The 20,145-nt window shown below is 49.8% G+C and carries 17 protein-coding genes and 2 pseudogenes; 4 read left to right on the top strand and 15 right to left on the bottom strand.

Translation table 11 applies throughout. The features are described from left to right. Positions 1-9 precede the first annotated feature (9 nt). From narU to yddG, 4 genes and pseudogenes are all read right to left on the bottom strand, one after another. Positions 10-1,398: a nitrate/nitrite transporter NarU gene (gene narU, locus HGD79_RS03920; RefSeq protein ID WP_001207905.1), complete on the bottom strand. Its 1,389-nt coding sequence runs from the start codon at positions 1,396-1,398 to the stop codon at positions 10-12. A 322-nt stretch (positions 1,399-1,720) separates the two neighbouring features. Beyond that, positions 1,721-3,051 (bottom strand): annotated as a pseudogene (locus tag HGD79_RS03915) (leucine-rich repeat domain-containing protein). Positions 3,052-3,089: 38 nt separating this feature from the next. Continuing rightward, a pseudogene (locus tag HGD79_RS03910) lies at positions 3,090-3,365 on the bottom strand (porin); the annotation flags it as partial. Between the two features lie 258 nt (positions 3,366-3,623). Then, positions 3,624-4,505, bottom strand: a complete 882-nt coding sequence (gene yddG, locus HGD79_RS03905; protein WP_000198200.1) for an aromatic amino acid efflux DMT transporter YddG — start codon at positions 4,503-4,505, stop codon at positions 3,624-3,626. A gap of 231 nt (positions 4,506-4,736) precedes the next feature. Between yddG and fdnG the strand changes: the two genes are divergently transcribed. The 3 genes from fdnG to fdnI are packed head-to-tail and all read left to right on the top strand — an operon-like array spanning position 4,737 to position 9,327. After that, positions 4,737-7,784, top strand: coding sequence for a formate dehydrogenase-N subunit alpha (gene fdnG / locus HGD79_RS03900; protein WP_077250785.1), 3,048 nt, complete (start codon positions 4,737-4,739; stop codon positions 7,782-7,784). A 12-nt stretch (positions 7,785-7,796) separates the two neighbouring features. Beyond that, positions 7,797-8,681, top strand: coding sequence for a formate dehydrogenase N subunit beta (gene fdnH, locus HGD79_RS03895; RefSeq protein WP_001240582.1), 885 nt, complete (start codon positions 7,797-7,799; stop codon positions 8,679-8,681). Further along, positions 8,674-9,327 carry a formate dehydrogenase-N subunit gamma gene (fdnI, locus tag HGD79_RS03890; RefSeq protein ID WP_000045648.1) on the top strand — a complete coding sequence of 218 codons (654 nt, stop codon included), beginning with the start codon at positions 8,674-8,676 and terminating at the stop codon, positions 9,325-9,327. The genes fdnH and fdnI overlap by 8 nt, the downstream gene beginning before the upstream one ends. A 50-nt stretch (positions 9,328-9,377) precedes the next feature. Here fdnI and HGD79_RS03885 read toward each other — a convergent pair whose 3' ends face one another. The 5 genes from HGD79_RS03885 to bdm all read right to left on the bottom strand — a co-directional run bounded on the left by HGD79_RS03885 (position 9,378) and on the right by bdm (position 13,261). After that, positions 9,378-9,662, bottom strand: a complete 285-nt coding sequence (locus HGD79_RS03885) for a HigA family addiction module antitoxin (protein ID WP_000781370.1) — start codon at positions 9,660-9,662, stop codon at positions 9,378-9,380. A 146-nt stretch (positions 9,663-9,808) separates the two neighbouring features. Beyond that, positions 9,809-10,819, bottom strand: coding sequence for an alcohol dehydrogenase AdhP (gene adhP, locus HGD79_RS03880; RefSeq protein ID WP_000642407.1), 1,011 nt, complete (start codon positions 10,817-10,819; stop codon positions 9,809-9,811). A 133-nt stretch (positions 10,820-10,952) separates the two neighbouring features. Beyond that, positions 10,953-12,650, bottom strand: a complete 1,698-nt coding sequence (gene maeA / locus HGD79_RS03875; RefSeq protein WP_000433475.1) for a malate dehydrogenase — start codon at positions 12,648-12,650, stop codon at positions 10,953-10,955. A gap of 156 nt (positions 12,651-12,806) precedes the next feature. Then, positions 12,807-12,944: a stationary-phase-induced ribosome-associated protein gene (gene sra / locus HGD79_RS03870; RefSeq protein WP_000841554.1), complete on the bottom strand. Its 138-nt coding sequence runs from the start codon at positions 12,942-12,944 to the stop codon at positions 12,807-12,809. A gap of 101 nt (positions 12,945-13,045) precedes the next feature. Next, the gene (bdm, locus tag HGD79_RS03865) at positions 13,046-13,261 is read right to left on the bottom strand and encodes a biofilm-dependent modulation protein (RefSeq protein WP_000495766.1); all 216 of its coding nucleotides are present in this window, start codon (positions 13,259-13,261) and stop codon (positions 13,046-13,048) included. A gap of 345 nt (positions 13,262-13,606) precedes the next feature. On the opposite strand from bdm, the gene osmC reads away from it, so the two are divergent. Further along, on the top strand, positions 13,607-14,038 hold the full coding sequence (gene osmC / locus HGD79_RS03860; RefSeq protein WP_000152305.1) for a peroxiredoxin OsmC: 432 nt from the start codon (positions 13,607-13,609) through the stop codon (positions 14,036-14,038). A 55-nt stretch (positions 14,039-14,093) separates the two neighbouring features. Here the strand turns inward: osmC and HGD79_RS03855 are convergent, their stop codons facing one another. Genes HGD79_RS03855 through ddpX form a run of 6 tightly spaced genes read right to left on the bottom strand, consistent with a single transcriptional unit; the run spans position 14,094 to position 20,058 of the window. After that, on the bottom strand, positions 14,094-15,020 hold the full coding sequence (locus HGD79_RS03855) for an ABC transporter ATP-binding protein (protein WP_001285553.1): 927 nt from the start codon (positions 15,018-15,020) through the stop codon (positions 14,094-14,096). After that, the gene (locus HGD79_RS03850; RefSeq protein ID WP_000193559.1) at positions 15,013-15,999 is read right to left on the bottom strand and encodes an ABC transporter ATP-binding protein; all 987 of its coding nucleotides are present in this window, start codon (positions 15,997-15,999) and stop codon (positions 15,013-15,015) included. Before HGD79_RS03850 ends, HGD79_RS03855 begins: the two co-directional genes overlap by 8 nt. Then, positions 15,996-16,892 (bottom strand): D,D-dipeptide ABC transporter permease, encoded by an 897-nt coding sequence (gene ddpC, locus HGD79_RS03845; RefSeq protein WP_000979586.1) that lies wholly within the window; start codon positions 16,890-16,892, stop codon positions 15,996-15,998. Before ddpC ends, HGD79_RS03850 begins: the two co-directional genes overlap by 4 nt. Then, entirely contained in the window at positions 16,889-17,911 is a 1,023-nt protein-coding gene (locus tag HGD79_RS03840; protein ID WP_075826915.1) for an ABC transporter permease, read from the bottom strand. Before HGD79_RS03840 ends, ddpC begins: the two co-directional genes overlap by 4 nt. Before the next feature lies 1 nt (position 17,912). Continuing rightward, positions 17,913-19,463: an ABC transporter substrate-binding protein gene (locus HGD79_RS03835; protein ID WP_000830514.1), complete on the bottom strand. Its 1,551-nt coding sequence runs from the start codon at positions 19,461-19,463 to the stop codon at positions 17,913-17,915. A 13-nt stretch (positions 19,464-19,476) separates the two neighbouring features. Further along, entirely contained in the window at positions 19,477-20,058 is a 582-nt protein-coding gene (gene ddpX / locus HGD79_RS03830; protein WP_001285834.1) for a D-alanyl-D-alanine dipeptidase, read from the bottom strand. Positions 20,059-20,145: the final 87 nt, after the last annotated feature.

Genomic DNA, 20,145 nt, shown 5'->3' with positions numbered 1-20,145 from the left:
ATCGATCTCTTATTTTTGGCTGAACTTCCGCCGACCATAAACCAGCCAGGTCAGCAGCACACAAACGATGTAGAAGATTAAAAACACTTTCATCGCGCCGACCGGAGAGCCGGTCATATTGAGCGACATGCCAAACGCCTGCGGAATAAAAAAGCCGCCCACTGCGCCAATGGCTGAGATAAAGCCCAGAGCCGCCGCCGTTTCGGTGACGGCTTCTTTCTGAGCTTGCTCATCACTACCGCCTTTCATCTTTACCCGATAAATGGTTATCTGGCGAAAGATGACGGCGATCATCTGGAAAGTAGAACCACTTCCCAGACCCGCAGTCAGAAACAGCCCCATAAATACGGCGTAAAAGGCGATGAAATTACCGGAGCCTGTGCCCGGTAAGGTAAGGAACAGCAGGGCACTGAAAATCGCCATAAAAATAAAGTTGATCAACGTCACCCGCACGCCGCCGAACTTATCGGAAATAGCACCACCAACCGACCGCGCGATGGCACCGATAAATGGGCCAAAGAACGCCAGGCGCAGAATATTCACATCCGGGAACTGGGTTTTTGCCAGCATGGCAAAACCCGCAGAAAAACCGATAAACGAACCGAAGGTGGCAAGGTAAAGCAGGCTCAGCAGCCAGAGATGCAGGCGTTGTAAGACAGGGAGCTGGTCGGCAATTGAGGCGCGTGAACTGGCGATATCATTCATCCCTGACCAGGCAGCGATCGTGGCAATCGCCAGTAGCGGTACCCAAATCCATGCGGCATTCGCCAGCGACATCACCGAACCGTCGGCCTGCGGTACGCCATTGACGCCGAGAAAGGCAAATACAGGTACAAAAATGACCAGCGGTGCAACCAGCTGCATTACACTTACACCTAAGTTTCCTAATCCGCCATTAATCCCAAGAGCGCTCCCTTGTTTGGCTTTTGGAAAGAAGAAACTGATATTGCCCATGCTCGAAGCAAAGTTTGCACCTGCAAAACCGCATAGCAAAGCGATAACGATAAATATCCCAAAAGGAGTATTCGGATTTTGCACGGCAATTCCGAGCCAGACGCAAGGAATAATCAGGATTGCAGTACTAAAAACCGTCCATCGGCGTCCACCGAATATAGGCACCATAAAGGAGTAGGGAACACGCAATAATGCGCCAGAAACGGAGGGTAATGCGGTTAATAAAAAGAGTTGATCGGTAGTAAAATTAAAACCGATTTTATTGAGATTAACGGTAACTGCGCTAAATAGCATCCAGACACAGAAGGCAAGAAGTAGACAACTGACTGATATCCAGAGGTTTCTTCGAGCAATATGTTTTCCTTTATTTTCCCAGAAGGCAGGATTTTCTGGTTTCCAGTCGCGTAAAAGATAACGACTATTTTTCTCATTTTGCAGTGCCATATTGTTCCTCACATGCACACATTGGTAATGAAAAAAGACAAAACAGGAGGTAAGGCGCAATAGCCAGTTATTAGAATTAAGGATGAATTGGGTGAAGTGCTGATTGAAAGAATAGATAAGAAAGCGTAACCGCGGGGGCAGAATGGGGATTAAGTAGCCAGATATGTGTTACTAAATGTAACTAACAAGCTAACCTTCAAACGGGGTTAATCTTTGAACGTATGTCATGTTTCAACCCTTCAGATCGTGAATCTAAAGGGTTACATATTAACTATATTATCAACAAGACCAGACACTTATAGAATTAGTGATGATTTATTCACTAAAAAGGCCATGAACTGGAGGAAAACGATCTGTCCAGAAGGTCTATCGGTTCCTCTCTTATTGCCTGATTGTAATAATCGTTATTACAGTAAGTATTGTTTATTTCATCTAAGGTCATGTTTTTAACTTTTATATTCCTCTGGTTTACAACTTCCTCTGTCTTGTAAGTGTGTATATTATATGGGGTATATGCTTTATTAATAGGATAGTGAAACAATTCGTTATCCACATCTATTCCGTCAGAGTGAACTTCAAATGCACCAGGCGAAAGAATTGCCAGGCCAGTATTAAGCTTAAGTGCTGGGGAAAACAAATTAAATAACATGAGCTGCATAGTAGGGCAATTGTTCTTCCCAGAAACATTTAAAAAATTTAAGTTTTGCTCTGTTTTATTATGGGGAATAAAGTTCCAATATCGGATGTATTATTAGTATCAATGTGGGTTATTTTATTAATGTCCAGTCTTAAACTTTTGATAGATGGAAGATAAGTCAGGAAATCAAGATTTATATATTTCAACTGGTTGTTAGCAGCGTTTAATGTCTGAACATTGCAGAAGTTGCTATAGAATATTTTAATTTCAGAAAGCAAATTGTTGTTAATAAGTAACGTATTCAAGTTGGGAAATAAGTCATTGTGTAAACTTGTTAGTTTATTATGGGATAGATCCAGCAGTAAGAGTTCATTTTTATTACCTGCAACAATATCAGTTAATTGATTATGGCTGAGATTCAGGTATTGCAGCCATTCGCAAGATTCTAATTGCACAAACTCTAGTTGATTATGTGCCGCACTAAAATAAGTAACTGATGAAAGCCTATCTATATCAATATTTCTGAGAGCATTATTATTCATAGATATATGTGTAATACTTACATTTCTGCCTTGAGGAAAATTTATTGACTCAAGAGCATTACTATTCAGACTTAGCTTTACGAGTCTATCGTAGTTGGTTGCATCAAAATGTGTGAGTTGGTTATTATCAAGATTGATAGAGGTGAAGTTTTGCAGCCCTGGTGGTTGAGTGGTTAAATTAAGTCCTGATAAATCAATGGTCACTTCATTAGTGTCATCAATTATATTTCTTACTGCAGTCCAGTACTGCATTTGTGCAAGTGGATCATTGTTGATGCCGTTAACTAATACATGCCAAAGATATTTTGATGATATTAGTTGATCAATGTCATTGGTTGGCAGTAAATTGTTATTGCTTAAGTTTAAATATTCCAGTTTTGTAGTGTTTTTGGCGTTTAAATGTGCAATATGGTTGTCGTTTAAAGTGATTGTTTTCATCCTGGGATGATTGTGTAATATAAGGTCAGTGATCATATTGTGATGGGCACTTAACTCAATCAGAGATTCTTGCCGCGCGAGCAGTTGGCTTCATCGTTATAGCCTTTAAAATCATATTCCCAGTGACCAAAACCAATCATTTGATCATTGATTTGCGTTTCTCCTTTAAAGCCGAGACGGGCATAAGTTTTATCACCATCGTCACGCTTATCATCAGTAAAATAACGTAGAGCGGTAACCTTGCCATAAAGGTCGAGTTTATTACCATCCTTGTTATAGACTTCGGCAGCGTGTGCTACGTTCGCAGCTAACAAACCAGTTACAACCACCGCAACTATTTTTAATTTCATTTAACAGAATCCTTTTAATTATCGTTAAACGTATTTTCTAAACGAATTTTAAACGGCGTCATTTATAAATGATATACTGTTTTTAAAATAGAATGGTGATTAAAAACAATGAGAAAAATAGATGAAATAATATTATTTATCGATATGTGATCGAAGTCGAAATGAGATATAAGGTGAATTACTGGTATTTGAAATTTATTTTTTAATATTGTCGGAATTTATCTGATTAACTGCCGGGCCGTAGACCCGGCAATTATTTTAACCACGACGTGTCGCCAGCCAGCAGAGCAGGGAACCGCCGCAGACCATTAGCGCGCCTTGCCAGAATGAGAACGACAGCGGGGCGCTGAGCAGCACGGCTGCAAGCGCTGAGGAAAGTACGGGCGTAAAATACGAGCCTACCGCCATTATGGTGACATTGCCATGCAGTATACCGACATTCCATGCAGCATAAGCAAATCCTAAGGTAAATGCCGCAGAGATGAGTTTAATCATGACGGGCGTGCTAAATACCATTTCTGGTTGTGGCGTGAGAAAATAGTAAACCCACAGACTTGCTCCCGTTAGCAGGACAAAAACGGTAATTCCGTTAAATCCGCGTGCGTATTTATTCGTTACTGTGCAATAGGCTGCCCAGATAAACGCACCAATAAACGCCAGGAAATAACTCAATGGGCTGGTGGTAATATTATTGATGATTTCATCATAATGTAACCCATTATCACCGCCTAACACCCAGCAGACGCCGACCAGGGCTAATAATAATCCTGGTACAATCAGCCAGTTGGTTTTCTGACCATTAAACAGAATGGCAAAGAGAATTGTCAGGCTGGGCCATAGATAGTTCACCATACCCACTTCAATCGCCTGATGACGGGTCGCCGCATACCCTAAGGAAAGCGCCAGACAGATTTCATAGCTGACGAATAACAGACTCCCGGCGAGTAAATAGCCTTTCGGAATCTGCCGAATACGCGGAAATCCAACCGTGAAGATTAACAGCAGCCCGCTTAATGAATAGATAGCAGCTGCGCCGCCGACCGGGCCGAGCTCCTCGCTGACACCGCGAATCAATCCTACCATCGTGCTCCACAGGACGATCGCTATTAGCCCTATGAGCGTTGCTTTTTGTCGTGTCATGCTCGCTGTTTTGTCTCTCTTGCCGTTAAAAATTAAGCTGAATTTTATAGCATTTTTTTAACTGGCCTGTCAGGCAGTGGTGCGTTTTTCTACCGCTATTGAGGTAGGTCAATTTGCGCAGGCGGATTATTTTGTGGCAAACACGTGTTCTTTTTGATTTCGCGCAAAAAGATTCAGAATTTTACTGTTAGTTTCCTCGCGCAGTAATACCCCTGAAAAAAGAGGAAAGCAATGGACGTCAGTCGCAGACAATTTTTTAAAATCTGCGCGGGCGGTATGGCTGGAACAACGGTAGCGGCATTGGGCTTTGCCCCGAAGCAAGCACTGGCTCAGGCGCGAAACTACAAATTATTACGCGCTAAAGAGATCCGTAACACCTGCACATACTGTTCCGTAGGTTGCGGGCTATTGATGTATAGCCTGGGTGATGGCGCGAAAAACGCCAGAGAAGCGATTTATCACATTGAAGGTGACCCGGATCATCCGGTAAGCCGTGGTGCGCTGTGCCCAAAAGGGGCCGGTTTGCTGGATTACGTCAACAGCGAAAACCGTCTGCGCTACCCGGAATATCGTGCGCCAGGTTCTGACAAATGGCAGCGCATTAGCTGGGAAGAAGCATTCTCCCGTATTGCAAAGCTGATGAAAGCTGACCGTGACGCTAACTTTATTGAAAAGAACGAGCAGGGCGTAACGGTAAACCGTTGGCTTTCTACCGGTATGCTGTGTGCCTCCGGTGCCAGCAACGAAACCGGGATGCTGACACAGAAATTTGCCCGCTCCCTCGGGATGCTGGCGGTAGACAACCAGGCGCGCGTCTGACACGGACCAACGGTAGCAAGTCTTGCTCCAACATTTGGTCGCGGTGCGATGACCAACCACTGGGTGGATATCAAAAACGCTAACGTCGTAATGGTAATGGGCGGTAACGCTGCTGAAGCGCATCCCGTCGGTTTCCGCTGGGCGATGGAAGCGAAAAACAACAACGATGCAACCTTGATCGTTGTCGATCCTCGTTTTACGCGTACCGCTTCTGTGGCGGATATTTACGCACCTATTCGTTCCGGTACGGACATTACGTTCCTGTCTGGCGTTTTGCGCTACCTGATCGAAAACGACAAAATCAACGCCGAATACGTTAAGCATTACACCAACGCCAGCCTGCTGGTGCGTGATGATTTTGCTTTCGAAGACGGTCTGTTCAGCGGCTACGACGCTGAAAAACGGCAATACGATAAATCGTCCTGGAACTATCAGTTCGATGAAAACGGCTATGCGAAACGCGATGAAACACTGACTCATCCGCGCTGTGTGTGGAACCTGCTGAAAGCGCACGTTTCCCGCTACACGCCGGACGTTGTTGAAAACATCTGTGGTACGCCAAAAGCCGACTTCCTGAAAGTGTGTGAAGTGCTGGCCTCCACCAGCGCACCGGATCGCACAACCACCTTCCTGTACGCGCTGGGCTGGACGCAGCACACTGTGGGTGCGCAGAACATCCGTACTATGGCGATGATCCAGTTGCTGCTCGGTAACATGGGTATGGCCGGTGGCGGCGTGAACGCATTGCGTGGTCACTCCAACATTCAGGGCTTGACTGACTTAGGCCTGCTCTCTACCAGCCTGCCAGGTTATCTGACGCTGCCGTCAGAAAAACAGGTTGATTTGCAGTCGTATCTGGAAGCGAACACGCCGAAAGCGACGCTAGCTGATCAGGTGAACTACTGGAGCAACTATCCGAAGTTCTTCGTTAGCCTGATGAAATCTTTCTATGGCGATGCCGCGCAGAAAGAGAACAACTGGGGCTATGACTGGCTGCCGAAGTGGGACCAGACCTACGACGTCATCAAGTATTTCAACATGATGGATGAAGGCAAAGTCACCGGTTATTTCTGCCAGGGCTTTAACCCGGTTGCGTCCTTCCCGGACAAAAACAAAGTGGTGAGCTGCCTGAGCAAGCTGAAGTACATGGTGGTTATCGATCCGCTGGTGACTGAAACCTCTACCTTCTGGCAGAACCACGGCGAGTCGAACGATGTCGATCCGGCGTCTATTCAGACTGAAGTATTCCGTCTGCCTTCGACCTGCTTTGCTGAAGAGGATGGTTCTATCGCTAACTCCGGTCGCTGGTTGCAGTGGCACTGGAAAGGTCAGGACGCGCCGGGCGAAGCGCGTAACGACGGCGAAATTCTGGCGGGTATCTACCATCATCTGCGCGAGTTGTACCAGGCCGAAGGTGGTAAAGGCGTAGAACCGCTGATGAAGATGAGCTGGAACTACAAGCAGCCGCACGAACCGCAATCTGACGAAGTAGCTAAAGAGAACAACGGCTATGCGCTGGAAGATCTCTATGACGCTAATGGCGTGCTGATTGCGAAGAAAGGTCAGTTGCTGAGTAGCTTTGCGCATCTGCGTGATGACGGTACCACCGCATCGTCTTGCTGGATCTACACCGGTAGCTGGACAGAGCAGGGCAACCAGATGGCTAACCGCGATAACTCCGACCCGTCCGGTCTGGGGAATACGCTGGGATGGGCCTGGGCGTGGCCGCTCAACCGTCGCGTGCTGTACAACCGTGCTTCGGCGGATATCAACGGTAAACCGTGGGATCCGAAACGGATGCTGATCCAGTGGAACGGCAGCAAGTGGACGGGTAACGATATTCCGGACTTCGGCAATGCCGCACCGGGTACGCCAACCGGGCCGTTTATCATGCAGCCGGAAGGGATGGGACGCCTGTTTGCCATCAACAAAATGGCGGAAGGTCCGTTCCCGGAACACTACGAGCCGATTGAAACGCCGCTGGGCACTAACCCGCTGCATCCGAACGTGGTGTCTAACCCGGTTGTTCGTCTGTATGAACAAGACGCGCTGCGGATGGGTAAAAAAGAGCAGTTCCCGTATGTGGGTACGACCTATCGTCTGACCGAGCACTTCCACACCTGGACCAAGCACGCATTGCTCAACGCAATTGCTCAGCCGGAACAGTTTGTGGAAATCAGCGAAACGCTGGCGGCGGCGAAAGGCATTAATAATGGCGATCGTGTCACTGTCTCAAGCAAGCGTGGATTTATCCGCGCGGTGGCTGTGGTAACGCGCCGTCTGAAGCCGCTGAATGTAAACGGTCAGCAGGTTGAAACGGTGGGTATTCCAATCCACTGGGGCTTTGAGGGTGTCGCGCGTAAAGGTTATATCGCTAACACTCTGACGCCGAATGTCGGTGATGCAAACTCGCAAACGCCGGAATATAAAGCGTTCTTAGTCAACATCGAGAAGGCGTAAGGGGGCGAACAGATGGCTATGGAAACGCAGGACATTATCAAAAGGTCCGCAACTAACTCCATCACGCCGCCTTCTCAGGTGCGTGATTACAAAGCAGAAGTCGCAAAACTTATCGACGTTTCCACCTGTATCGGCTGTAAAGCCTGTCAGGTGGCGTGTTCGGAGTGGAACGACATCCGTGATGAAGTGGGGCACTGCGTCGGGGTTTACGATAACCCCGCCGATCTGAGCGCCAAGTCCTGGACGGTGATGCGCTTTAGCGAAACCGAACAGAACGGCAAGCTGGAGTGGCTGATCCGTAAAGACGGCTGTATGCACTGTGAAGATCCCGGCTGCCTGAAGGCGTGCCCGTCTGCTGGTGCAATCATTCAGTACGCTAACGGGATTGTCGATTTCCAGTCGGAAAACTGCATCGGCTGTGGTTACTGCATTGCCGGGTGTCCGTTTAATATTCCGCGCCTCAACAAAGAGGATAACCGGGTATATAAATGCACGCTCTGCGTCGATCGCGTCAGCGTCGGCCAGGAACCGGCTTGTGTGAAAACCTGTCCGACCGGGGCTATCCACTTCGGCACCAAGAAGGAGATGCTGGAGCTGGCGGAACAGCGCGTGGCGAAACTGAAAGCGCGTGGTTACGAACATGCTGGCGTCTACAACCCGGAAGGGGTCGGTGGTACGCACGTTATGTACGTGCTGCATCACGCCGATCAGCCGGAGCTGTATCACGGTCTGCCGAAAGATCCGAAGATCGACACCTCGGTAAGCCTGTGGAAAGGCGCGTTGAAACCGCTGGCAGCGGCTGGCTTTATTGCCACTTTTGCCGGGTTGATTTTCCACTACATCGGTATTGGCCCGAATAAGGAAGTGGACGATGACGAGGAGGATCATCATGAGTAAGTCGAAAATGATTGTGCGCACCAAATTTATTGATCGCGCCTGTCACTGGACCGTGGTGATTTGCTTCTTCCTGGTGGCGCTGTCCGGGATTTCGTTCTTCTTCCCGACGCTGCAATGGCTGACGCAAACCTTCGGTACGCCGCAGATGGGACGCATTTTGCACCCGTTTTTCGGCATTGCGATTTTCGTCGCACTGATGTTTATGTTTGTGCGTTTTGTGCATCACAACATCCCGGATAAGAAAGATATTCCGTGGCTGTTGAACATTGTCGAAGTATTGAAAGGCAATGAGCATAAAGTGGCGGATGTCGGTAAGTACAACGCCGGGCAAAAGATGATGTTCTGGTCGATCATGAGCATGATTTTCGTGCTGCTGGTGACCGGGGTGATTATCTGGCGTCCGTACTTTGCGCAGTACTTCCCGATGCAGGTTGTTCGCTACAGCCTGCTGATCCACGCGGCTGCGGGTATCATCCTGATCCACGCCATCCTGATCCATATGTATATGGCATTCTGGGTGAAAGGGTCGATTAAAGGGATGATCGAAGGGAAGGTGAGCCGTCGCTGGGCGAAGAAACACCATCCGCGCTGGTATCGTGAAATCGAGAAGGCAGAAGCGAAAAAAGAGAGTGAAGAAGGGATATAATCTCTTTTGAACTTTAAGCTGAAAATGGCGCTTTAAGAAGCGCCATTTTTTTATTGCGTAACCAGACGGCGTAGTCGCGACACATCCACCGTTTTTTCTGCCTCTGCCAGACTCCAGGCGTTTTGCAGATTCAGCCACATTTGCGGCGAACTGCCGATCACCACGGAAAGTTTAATCGCCATTTCTGGTGTCAAAGCTGCTTTTCCGGTCAGCAATCGGCTTGCCGTTGAGGGAGCAATTTCCATTGCTCTGGCAAACTCGCGCAGGCTGACATTAAGTTCGTCCAGTGATTCCTGAATAATGTCCCCCGGGCGGGGATGATTGGCCATTTTCATCAGTGTCTTTACTCTCAGTAGTGTTCCTTCATCAGGAACACTATCATTATTGTTGCGTAGGAAGGAACAATAATCCATTTAGCCATTTAATGTCGGAGAGAGTGCGATGCTGCGACACCAGGACTGGCACTCGCAGCAAAGGCCTCTTAACGGCGGAAATCAATCACCATACGGCCACGGATTTTGCCTTCTTCCATCTCGGTAAAGATGGTGTTGATGTCCGCTAACGGACGCAGGGCGACTTTCGGCACCACTTTGCCTTCGGCGGCAAACTGGAAGGCTTCGGTTAGATCCTGGCGCGTGCCGACCAGCGAACCGACCACTTCAATGCCATCCAGCACAAGGCGTGGGATATCCAGGCTCATAGACTCCGGCGGCAGACCGACAGCCACAACACGACCGCCTGCACGGACAGCATCAACTGCCGAGTTAAACGCAGCTTTAGCAACTGCTGTTACCACCGCAGCGTGAGCGCCACCGGTTTTCTCCTGCACAATTTTGGCGGCGTCTTCGGTGCGTGAGTTAATCGCTAAATCTGCACCCATTTCGGTTGCCAGTTTTAACTGCTCATCATTGACATCAATGGCGATCACTTTCGCGTTAAAGACATTCTTCGCGTATTGCAGAGCGAGGTTACCCAGACCGCCAAGACCGTAGATAGCAATCCACTGCCCTGGACGAATTTTTGACAGTTTAACGGCTTTGTAGGTGGTGACCCCCGCACAGGTAATGCTGCTGGCCGCCGCCGAGTCCAGACCATCTGGCACTTTTACCGCGTAATCGGCGACCACGATGCACTCTTCCGCCATCCCGCCATCAACGCTGTATCCGGCATTTTTAACTGAACGGCAGAGCGTTTCGTTACCACTATTACAGTATTCGCAATGACCGCATCCTTCGTAGAACCACGCCACGCTGGCACGATCGCCTGGTTTTAATGAGGTGACACCTGGGCCAACTTCTGCCACCACACCGATGCCTTCATGGCCCAGAATTACGCCAGTTTTGTCACCAAAATCGCCATTCTTAACATGAAGATCGGTATGACATACACCACAACACTCCATTTTCAGCAGGGCTTCGCCATGTTTCAGTGAGCGCAGTGTTTTATCCGTAACGTCAACGTGATGATCCTTCGTAACAACTGCAGCCTTCATAGTTCCTCCTTTTCGGATGATGTTCTGCATAGCAGGTGAGGCAAATGAGATTTATTCGCCACTACCCAGTATGGATGAGATCTGAAAAAGGGAGAGAGAAATAGCCCGGTAGCCTTCACTACCGGGCGCAGGCTTAGATGGAGGTACGGCGGTAGTCGCGGTATTCGGCTTGCCAGAAATTATCATCAATGGCCTGTTGCAGAGCTTCGGCAGACGTTTTCACCGCCACGCCTTGCTGCTGCGCCATTTTGCCAACCGCAAACGCAATTGCGCGGGAGACTTTCTGAATATCTTTCAGTTCCGGTAGTACCAGACCTTCGCCGTTCAGGACCAGCGGCGAATACTGAGCAAGCGTTTCACTTGCCGACATCAGCATCTCATCGGTGATACGTGACGCGCCGGAAGCAATAACCCCCAGGCCGATGCCCGGGAAAATAAAGGCGTTGTTACACTGGGCGATAGGGTAGATTTTATCTTTCCATACCACTGGATTAAACGGGCTGCCAGTGGCGACCAGCGCGTTACCTTCGGTCCAGGCGATAATATCCTGCGGTGTGGCTTCCACGCGTGACGTCGGGTTAGACAGCGGCATCACGATCGGACGCGGACAGTGTTTATGCATCTCACGAATGATCTCTTCCGTAAACAGCCCGGTCTGTCCTGAGACGCCAATCAGAATATCTGGTTTTACATTGCGCACCACATCCAGCAGTGACAACACATCGCTGTCGGTATCCCAGTCACTGAGGTTTTCGCGCTTCTGCACCAGTTTGGTCTGGAAAGGCAGCAGGTTCGGCATCTTGTCGGTCAGCAAGCCAAAGCGATCGACCATAAAGACTTTCTGCCGCGCCGCTTCCTCGCTTAATCCTTCGCGCTGGGTCTGGGAGATGATCATTTCGGCAATGCCGCATCCCGCTGAACCTGCGCCAAGGAAGACGATTTTTTTCTCGCTTAACTGACCACCTGCCGCGCGGCTTGCTGCGATCAGTGTGCCGACTGTTACCGCCGCAGTGCCCTGAATGTCATCGTTAAAAGAACAAATTTCATTGCGATAGCGGTTAAGTAACGGCATCGCATTTTTTTGAGCAAAGTCTTCAAACTGCAACAGCACGTCTGGCCAGCGTTGTTTCACAGCCTGGATAAATTCATCAACGAATTCATAGTATTCGTCGTCAGTGATACGCGGATTACGCCAGCCCATATACAGCGGATCGTTAAGCAGCTGTTGGTTGTTCGTTCCGACATCCAGCACCACCGGAAGGGTATACGCCGGGCTGATGCCGCCACAGGCGGTATAGAGCGACAGTTTACCGATCGGAATGCCCATCCCGCCGATGCCCTGGTCACCAAGCCCTAGAATACGTTCACCGTCAGTCACCACAATCACTTTAATATTATGGTTCGGCACGTTTTGCAGAATATCGTCCATATTGTGCCGGTTCTGGTAAGAGATAAACACGCCGCGTGAACGGCGGTAGATCTCAGAAAAACGCTCACAGGCTGCGCCGACGGTTGGGGTATAAATAACAGGCATCATCTCATCAAGATGATTGTTTACCAGACGGTAGAAGAGGGTTTCGTTAGTGTCCTGGATGTTACGCAGGTAGATGTGTTTGTCGATTTCGGTTTTGAATCCCTGATACTGGATCCATGCTCGTTCCGCTTGTTCTTCGATGGTTTCGACCACTTCCGGCAGTAACCCCAGCAGGTTGAAGTTACGGCGTTCTTCCATGCTGAAGGCACTGCCTTTATTCAACAACGGAAATTCCAGCAGTACAGGGCCAGCGTAAGGGATATAAAGCGAACGCTGTTTTTTTGTTTTTGGTTCCATGTCACTCACTCTTTTTTGAATATCCATCCCTGGCACGCTTTTATCGTCTTTGCTTTACCGCCAGGGCGTCGGCCCCAAGTATAGAGCAGATAAAAACAAAAACACCATTGCGCAGGCAATGGTGTTTAATCGTCATTGAGGACTGATGGTTATGAATTACTTTTCAGCGGGGCGTTTTCTGCCGGTTGGATTATTTACCACGCTGGATTTGTCACCTTCGGTAACTATTTTGCGCTGGTTAGAAATTTTATGGTCCAGTCCAAGAATATGACGTGCCTGACGGTTCGATTTCATTTTAACTCCTCAATCCTGTTGCTAGTTTTAAGGACAACATCGCCGTAGCGAAGAAACACGTGCTAAACCCCTAAATTAGGTTGCCGATCAAGCATAGCACCTTAAAGCGTAGGGTGCTGGCCACTGACCACATAATTGATCGTTTGCTGGTAGATATCACTGAGGATGTCGTTATCAGAAGCTTCCACCCATTTGGTCAGCTCCATGAGAATGTCATCTTCAGTGACAACACCGTGCTCTGCCCGAAGGCCTTGCTCAATGGCATTAACCAGAGCGGGTTCTGCTGTTGAATTTTCTGCCTGATAATAAGTAAACATAGTGATTCTCCGTGTCTGTGTATTTATGGTGTCTGCTACGGATCGCAGATTTATAAAGCACATTCAGCATGGCAAATATTTGCCGCTTCGTTGTTAAGATTAGTCCTGGTTGATGATTTTTATATTTTAACCTCATGATATTGATAGGTATTATTATTGTGGTGAGTTGATTAATATTAATGCAATATCTCTTGGGTTATATATTCCCGGTTATCTATTGTGGAAATTTAATTTAAGTGCAGAAGTAATATTTCTGCCGGATTTTTATTCGGAATATCCTGCTTATCCTCGTGCTGTTTCTCACGTAGTCTATAATTTCCTTTTTAAGCCCACAGGAGAGCAACAATGACAATCCATAAGAAAGGTCAGGCACACTGGGAAGGCGATATCAAACGCGGGAAGGGAACAGTATCCACCGAGAGTGGTGTGCTGAACCAACAGCCGTATGGATTTAACACGCGTTTTGAAGGCGAAAAAGGAACTAACCCTGAAGAACTGATTGGCGCAGCGCATGCCGCATGTTTCTCAATGGCGCTTTCATTAATGCTGGGGGAAGCGGGATTTACGCCAACATCGATTGATACCACCGCCGATGTGTCGCTGGATAAAGTGGATGCCGGTTTTGCGATTACGAAAATCGCACTGAAGAGTGAAGTTGCGGTGCCGGGTATTGATGCCTCTACCTTTGACGGCATCATCCAGAAAGCAAAAGCAGGATGCCCGGTTTCTCAGGTACTGAAAGCGGAAATTACGCTTGATTACCAGTTGAAATCGTAAAGCATTGCCGGATGACGCGTCAGGCGCGTGAATGCCTGATGCGTTGTTAGCATCTCTACAGCGCCCGCCAGCACCGGATCTCACGTCCGTCCTCCCTTATTGTTAATGATTGCCGGACTTCACATCCGTGGGTTGCCAGAGGGCAACGTTCGTAGAAAAAACAGCCTTGCGGCAACGTGCGGTTTCCCGGCAGATCCGTTTTACGTAATGCCCATTCTTCCTCCAGCGGTTTATCAATGGCGGGGAGGGAATCCAGCAATAATCGGGTGTATGGATGTGCAGGTGCCGTCAACACCTGCTGCGCGTCGCCCAGTTCTACAATCTGCCCGAGATACATCACCGCTACCCGATCGCTCATATGACGAATCACCGAGACATTGTGTGAGATCAGCACATAGGTCAGCCCGCGATTTACCTGTAGCGTTACCAGTAAATTGAGGATCTGCGCCTGCACGGAGATATCCAGTGCAGAGGTTGGCTCATCAAGCACAATCACGTCAGGCTGCGAAGAGAGTGCTCTGGCAATGGCGATGCGTTGCCGCTGCCCGCCGGAGAACGCATGAGGCAGGCGGTCGAGATACTCCGGACGAATACCCACCTGCACAGCCAACTCCTCTGCTAACGCTCGCCGCTGTTGTTCACTACTACGCTTAGCTATCCAGAGCGGTTCTGTGATGATGCGCCACACCGGTAAGCGCGGATTAAGCGAAGAGAGCGGGTCCTGAAACACCATCTGCATAATGCGTTGTGAGCCAGAACGGATGTACTGCCCGTGGCTCGGTTGCAGCATACCCATTAAAAGCTGTGCGAGGGTGCTTTTGCCGCAGCCTGACTCGCCGACGATCCCTAAGGTTTCACCACGGCGGATCTGTAAATCAATACCATTAATGGCATGAACATGTTCCGTAGTTTTACCAAGCCAGTTTTTACGGGCCGGGAAATTGATATGGACGTCGCGTAACGTTAATAACGTGTCAGACACTTATGACCTCCTGCTGCGGATACCAACAGGCGCAGCGCTGGTTGTTGTCACCACACGCTGTCAGCGCCGGGACGTTTTCACACTGTGCACCTGCCGCATAGCAACGATCGCGAAAAGCGCAGCCGTCAGGCAAATGGGTGAGGTTTGGTACCGTCCCTGGAATGGCGGGTAATAGCTGGCGTGGTACTCCATGTTCTGGTGCGCATTGCAGCAAACCAATGGTATACGGATGCCGGGGATGATGGATAACGTCTGCCGTCACGCCGCTTTCAATTACGCTTCCGGCATACATCACGTAAACGCTATCGCACAGTTGCGACACCACGGCCATATCATGGCTGATGAACAGAACCGCAGTTCCACTGGCGCGGGCTTTATGTTTAAGCAAACGCAGTACCTGCAACTGCACCGTGACGTCCAGCGCCGTAGTCGGTTCGTCGGCAATAATCAATTGCGGCTCGCAGGAGAATGCCAGCGCAATCATTACCCGCTGGCGCATACCACCTGAAAGCTCAAACGGATAGCGCGACATAACTTCCACGGCATCCGGGATTTGCATCTCTTCCAGCAGGGCAATCGCTTTAGCTCTGGCTTCCCGACGACTTATTGGTTGATGATGGCGGATCACGTCCATCATCTGAAGACCTATTCGACGTGTCGGATTGAGGGCGGTCATCGGTTCCTGAAAGATCATCGCCACTCGTGCGCCGCGCCACTGACGAAGCTGTTTTTCCCGAGCGTTAAGAACATCGTCTCCCAGCAGTGAAATCTGCCCCCGATGTACGCAATAACTGCCCGTCTGTAGCAGACGCATAATCAGCATTGCGGTGACTGATTTACCTGAGCCGGATTCTCCCACCAGACCGACAATTTCGCCGCGGTTAATCTGCAAGGACACATTGTTGAGCGCGTGAACATCACCGTTAAAACCGGGGAAACTCAAATGCAGCTGTTGAATGTCCAGAACGGGTTGGGTCATGACTGCTTTCCTCCTGCTTTCGGGTCAAGCAGATCGCGAATACCATCACCAAAGAGATTAAACCCAACGGCGGTAAGCAAAATCGCTGCCCCCGGAAATGCGCAATACCACCACTGATCGAGTACATAGTTGCGACCATTCGCTACCATCGCGCCCCATTCAGCACTCGGTTGTTGAGCACCCAGGCCAATAAATCCCAACGTGGCGGCCATTAAAATCGCGCTACCGATATCCAGCGATGCCTGCACGATCAGCGGCGGCAGGGAGTTACGTAAAATATGCCAGCTGATCAGATGCCAACGCGACGCACCAAAGGTTTTCGCCGCCTGAACATAGGTATACTGGCGTACAACTAATGCTTGCCCCCGCGCCAGGCGCACATAAAAGGGAATTCGCACAATAGCAATCGCCAGCATGGCGTTAAATAAACTCGGCCCGAGAGCGGCAGCCAGTGCCATTGTCAGTACCAACGAAGGAATCGACAGCATAATGTCCATGATGCGCATGATGATGGCGTCTGCGCGTCCGCCAAGCACACCGGATAGACATCCGAGTAGCGAACCAATCATACCCGCAATGGCAACCACGACTAATCCGGCGAGAATTGATTGCTGACTGCCGACCAGTACGCGGCTGAACAGATCGCGTCCCACTTCATCGGTGCCAAACCAGTGCGCCGCAGAAGGCGGCAAAAGGCGGGCGGTTAAATCAATGGCGTTGGGATCATGCGTCGCCAGCCACGGTGAAAAAATCATCATCAATAGCATTAATACAATGATGACTGCGCCGGTCACGGTGAGCGGACTGCCTTTCAGCATCCATACCAGTTTTGCACCGTTAAATCGCGTTTGTTTTGCTGGGCGTACGGCGGACGTATCCTCGCTTAGCATCATTCACCACCTCCACGTCCGATACGCGGATCAATCCACAAATAGAGCAAATCCACCACCAGGTTGACCAGCACATAAACAAATGAAACCACGACGGCAAAGCCCATCACTGCCGGGAAGTCGAGCGCCTGTATTGATGTTACTACCCATGCACCCATTCCGGGCCAGGCAAAAACGGTTTCGGTGAGCACTGCGCCATACAACAAATCGCCCAGCGCCAGACCCAATACGGTAATCGATGGGATCAATGCATTGGGTAGCGCATAACATAGAACGATATACCAGCCGGGCAAGCCGCTGGCCCGGGCGGTACGAATGTGGTCTTCACTCAATTGTTCCAGCATCGCTGAGCGGATCTGGCGGGCGACAATCCCCAGGTGAACGAACGCCAGCGTTAATGCCGGTAAGATGAGATGTTGCAGCGCATTGAAGAAGACTTCACCGTTACCTTCAAGCAGCGCATCGAGCAGATAAAAGCCGGTAACGTGCGTTGGTGGATCCAGCCAGTCATCAAGCCTTCCGCCGCCGGGAAGAATTTGCAGATGACCATAAAACAGCACAATGACGCCCAGCCCAAGCCAGAACGCAGGTGTGGAGATTCCGGTAATGGCCATTATTCGCACCAGATGATCCAGCCAGCGATTTCGCCAGACTGCAGAGAGTATGCCCAGCGGGATGCCAATCAGGAGTGCCAGCAGCAGGGCACAAAAAGCCAGTTCCAGCGTCGCCGGGAAAAATATACGCAACTCTTCCAGCACCGGACGCCCGGTACGAATGGATGTTCCCAGGTCACCATGAAACAGGTCGCTGACGTAGCGGTAAAACTGTACATACAGTGGCTGGTCCAGTCCCAGTTGCTGGCGAATATTTTCCACGATAGCATCGCTGGCGCGGTCACCCGCCAGTAACCGCGCCGGATCGCCAGGGATCAGATGCGAGATAATAAACGTAATCACGCAGACGCCCGCCACCACGAGCACCAGCCCCCAGCAGCGTTGGCGTAAAATACTCCAGAAGGTCACGTTATTTACTCATGGTATTGATATTGAAGACCTGTTCCAGCATGGGATTGAACACAAAGCCTTTCACCTCTTTGTTCATCGCCAGTTGGTAGTTTTTCTGGAACAGGTACACATAAGCAGCGTCATCAATGACGATTTTCTGTGCCTGCTGGTAGTCCCGGGTACGCTGCGTCTGGTCGGTGGTCGCAAGCGCATTGCGCAGTAACTTATCGACCTCACTGTTTTCATAGAACGAGCGGTTGCCTGGCAGACCTTTTTTGTCTGACTCAAACCAGTAATTCATAAACATATACGGGTCGGCAAAATCCGGACTCCAGTTGCCAATCGCAATGTCGTAATCACCTTTACCCACTCTGTCGCGCATGGTGGCGTTCGCCAGCTTTTCCAGCTTCACATTGATGCCCAGCTTGTTGAGACTGGATTGTGTCGCCAAAGCAATAGGCTCCCAGTTCGGATCGTTATCGGAGTAGAGAAACGTCAGGCTGGTGGGTTTGCTCGTCACTTTATCCCATTCGGCTTTGGCTTTCGTTTCGTCATGGTTGTATTGCATTGCCGTCGCATCGTAGCCCCACATGCCTTCCGGAATCGGGCCGCGCATCTGTTTTCCGTTACCACTCAGAATGCCGTTAACCATGCCCTGATAATCGGTAGACCAGGAAATGGCCCGACGCAGATCCGCCTGATTAAGAGGCGCTTTGCTGTTATTCAGATACAGATAGGTAACGCGCAGTGACGGATACTCTGCCACATTGACTTTATTTTCCTGCTTCAGGGCGTTGAGTTGATCCACCGGCAGCGCATCGGCAATGTCAATGTCGCCACGGGAGAGCTGCAGGCGACGGGAGGCACTTTCACCGATAATTTTTACCGATACTCGCTTAAAGTTCGGTTTATTGCCGGGGTAATGCGGATTTGGCACCAGAACTAATTGCTGACCTTTTTGCCAGCTTTTCAGCATAAATGGTCCGGAACCGGCGGTATTTTGCGCGAGGAAGCCGCGAGCATCATCCGCTGCATGTTCCTTTAAGACCGCCGGATTGATAATGGATGCACCGTCATTCGCCAGCGTGTAGAGGAACGGTGCGAATGGCTGGCTAAGGGTAAACTTCACCGTATGTTCGTCGGGAGCATCAATCTTTAAATCTTTGGGAAATGCTTCTGCTGGCCCCTGGCCGATTTTTAGTAGCCGCTCAAAAGAGAGTTTTACTGCTTCGGCAGTGACCGGTGTGCCATCGGCAAATTTAGCATTGTCCTTCAGGGTGAACGTCCACTCTTTTTGATCGTCAGACGCTTTCCAGCTACTTGCCAGATCGCCTTCAACGTCGGTTGAGCCTTTATCACCGTCCGTTTTGTACTGAACCAGCCGCTGATAAGACGGGTAGGTCACCGTCCAGTCGTTATTATCTATTGTTACCGCCGGGTCGAGGGTTTGTGGATCGGCGGCCTTACCAATCACCAGCATATCTTTCGGTACGGCGGCGTGCGCAACCGGGAAATTTGTGGCAAGGACGAGCGCGAGCAATGTGGGACGAAACGGTATCGATCTCTTCATGACAGTTTCCTGATTAACTGACGTGTTGTGTGCCAGGGGATATAAAACAGGTGAATTGATCAGCGAGCAGAGGGTAACTCGCTGCCTGGGGTAATTCGAAGTGCCACCATTCGCTGGAGATACCGACAAAACCGCCACCAGTCATTATCGCATTCAGCAACAGCCGATTGCGCTGAGCGGCGGGCGGGACGGAAGGGTGATAGGCATGGGAGCGCTCGTGCATTTCATCGAACCCTGCGCCCATATCGAGGATGTTCCCGTGTTCATCACGAAGCGTCAGGTCGATCGCCGTGCCACGGCTGTGATTAGAACCGACCGTCACATCAACAACATATTGCGGGTCTGGGCAGGCTTGCCACAACATCGCCTGTGCTTGTTGTGGGCGATACGCATCGTAAATCACCAGTTGTAAGCCTGACAGCTGGGCGATACTGATACTTTTCGCCAGCGCGGTAATCGCATCCTTGTGTAGCAGACAACGCGCTTGCTGATAAATAGCTTTACCTGTGATGTTATCAGCGCAGGCGTATTTCAATTCGATCTCCAGATCAGGGAAGATTACGGCTAAATCAACCAGTTCGGTGGTATCCGACATAAACGGTTCCTGTATAAGACAAAAATTGCTGCGCTTTCCGCTTATGCAGATCTCATGCCATGCCGGGATAAGCGCCAGAATGCTGGC

The sequence above is a fragment of the Escherichia sp. SCLE84 genome (assembly GCF_012584495.1).
In the GTDB taxonomy this organism is placed as follows: domain Bacteria; phylum Pseudomonadota; class Gammaproteobacteria; order Enterobacterales; family Enterobacteriaceae; genus ECMA0423.
The sequence above is the reverse complement of the archived record's forward strand: the minus strand, read 5'-3'. Positions and strand labels throughout refer to the sequence as shown.